Genomic DNA, 2212 nt, shown 5'->3' with positions numbered 1-2212 from the left:
GAAGAACTCGCCATCTGCCACAGCGTCGGCCAGGACCCTGCGGTGCCGAACGCCGGATCGCGGATCGAGATCGCCGACCTCAAGGAACGGCTGCGCAAGCTCGAAGCCATTGCAGCGGGGGTCGATCTTTGATCAGCCTGACGCCGCGAGAGGCTTTCCTTCCAACGCGCTTTCTGCCACGGCCGCGACCATGCGCAGCCTCGACGACATTTTCGAAGAATATGACTTCCTCGACGATCGCGATGATCGACATCGGTTGATTATCGAGTTGGGCAGGGCTTTGGAGCCGATGCCTGCCGCACTTAAGACCGAAAATACAAAGGTGCGCGGTTGTATTGCTCAGGTGTGGGTGTATCCGCTGTCCGTCGGGTCTGATCGTTTGCACTTCCTCGCGGACAGCGATTCCGAATTAACCAAAGGAATCATTGCTCTGATCCTTTCGGCAATTCAGGATAAGCCAGCGGCTGAGGTCGCCAGCATTGATATTCCCCGAACGCTTGAACGGTTTGAGTTGTCGAAGCATTTTACCTCCCGCCGCACGCAGGGCGTCCCCAACATGATTGCCTTGGTCCAGGACACGGCGCGGCGCATCGCCGGCGCCTGAGTGGAAGGCCGTGCAGACGGCCGCTAACGACCGATTGCGGACATCTTCCTCATCGTCATCCCGGACTTGATCCGGGATCCGTTCACGCCGCGTCGGAATGATGGATCCCGGATCAAGTCCGGAATGACGACTGAGGTGGAGCCCAGCGTCTATATGTGTTCCCCGGCGAAGGCCGGGGCCCAGGGCTTTACGGCACCGACGTCAGCGCTCGACGCTCTGGACCCCGGCTTTCGCCGGGGTACACAAAGCGGCTCACCGCAACGTCCGCTTCCCACCTCAAAATCGCCACGCCCTTTGGGGCTATGCGGAACGAAAAAGGGCGCGGGAGTTTCCTCCCGCGCCCTGATTTTCGTATACTGCCGGGGGCTTAGAAGCCGACGGTCAGCGTGCCGCTGATCGTGCGCGGCGCGCCGATCTGGGCGAAGGGAACCGAGCCCGGGTTGGCGGTCACGAGGCCCGAACCCAGAACGCCGCCCTGATTCAGGCTGGTCGTGTACGAGCCGACATAGAGATTGTCGAACAGGTTGTAGACGTTGAGCTGGAAGAAGGTCTTGTCGTTCAGACCCAGAAACTCCAGGCTCAGGCGCGCATCGAGGTTGACCAGCCAATAGGCGTTGGTTTTCGCCGGATAGACAATCGTCGGTGCAGCCTGCGTACCCGCATAGATCGGCAGATTGGTGTCATAGATAAACCGGCCGCCCGTGCGCTTGCCGGTGATACCCAGTTCGACCGGCCCCAGCGTTCCGCGGACCGAGCCGCCGAACGTATATTCGGGCGAACCCGATTCACGCTTGCCGGCAGTCTGGGCGAACAGCGGATCGCCGATCGCGGCGCAACCGATGGCAGTATTGACCGCGGTGCAGCTGCCAGCCTGGACATTGTCCTTGATCTCCGACTTCATCCACGAGCCAAAGGCGTAGAGAGCCAGTTCCGGGATCGGCTGGAAGGCAACGCTGCCGTCGATGCCATATTTGTCGACACGACCAAGGTTACGGTAGACGTTGCGTTCGGTGACGGGATCATAGGCCGAAGCGAGACGATCGCTGTACTTCGTGAACCAGCCCGAAAGCTGCGCCTGAACCTGGCCGGTGCGATAGCGAACGCCAAGGTCGAAGTTATCCGACTTTTCAGGGTTCGGACGCGCCGATGCGGTGTTCGGTGCAAAGAAGAAGGCGTTGTAAAGCGAGTCCGTGCCCGGAACCTGCAGGCCCTTCGAATAGTTCGCGAACACCGAGATCCGGTTGCTGGGCTTGAACAGCAGGCCGACGTTCGGAAGAATGTCGTCATACTTGAGCACACGCTGCTGCGGGCCCTGAACCGCCGGGTTCGCAGCTGCATAGGTCGCGTTGCGCGGGTCGCCCTGACCAAAGCAGTCGACGAAGCCCGAGTCGCTCGTCGTGAAGCAATAGTTGTTCAGATTACGCCGGAAGAACGGCGCGCGAATGCCGAGCGTCGTAACGAGGCTGCCATCCATAAACTCCCCGCGATACTCGCCGGAAATCTGGTTGAGCGTTGCATAGGAGAGGCGGTCACGCTTCTGCAGAACGCCGCCGGTAACGTCGGTTGCACCGTCGTTGACCGGGAACACGTCGATCGGCTCGCCATTGA

2 protein-coding genes are annotated in these 2212 nt (G+C 60.5%); one reads left to right on the top strand and one right to left on the bottom strand.

From position 1 onward, the window contains the following. The first annotated feature begins 190 nt into the window (after positions 1-190). Entirely contained in the window at positions 191-604 is a 414-nt protein-coding gene (locus ABS88_RS24575) for a SufE family protein (RefSeq protein ID WP_286750882.1), read from the top strand. Between the two features lie 367 nt (positions 605-971). On the opposite strand, the gene ABS88_RS24570 is transcribed toward ABS88_RS24575, so the two are convergent. After that, positions 972-2212: TonB-dependent receptor domain-containing protein (locus ABS88_RS24570; protein ID WP_286750881.1), on the bottom strand; the 1241-nt coding region annotated here is incomplete at its 5' end.

This window comes from Sphingopyxis sp. SCN 67-31 (assembly GCF_001725095.1).
The sequence above is the reverse complement of the archived record's forward strand: the minus strand, read 5'-3'. Positions and strand labels throughout refer to the sequence as shown.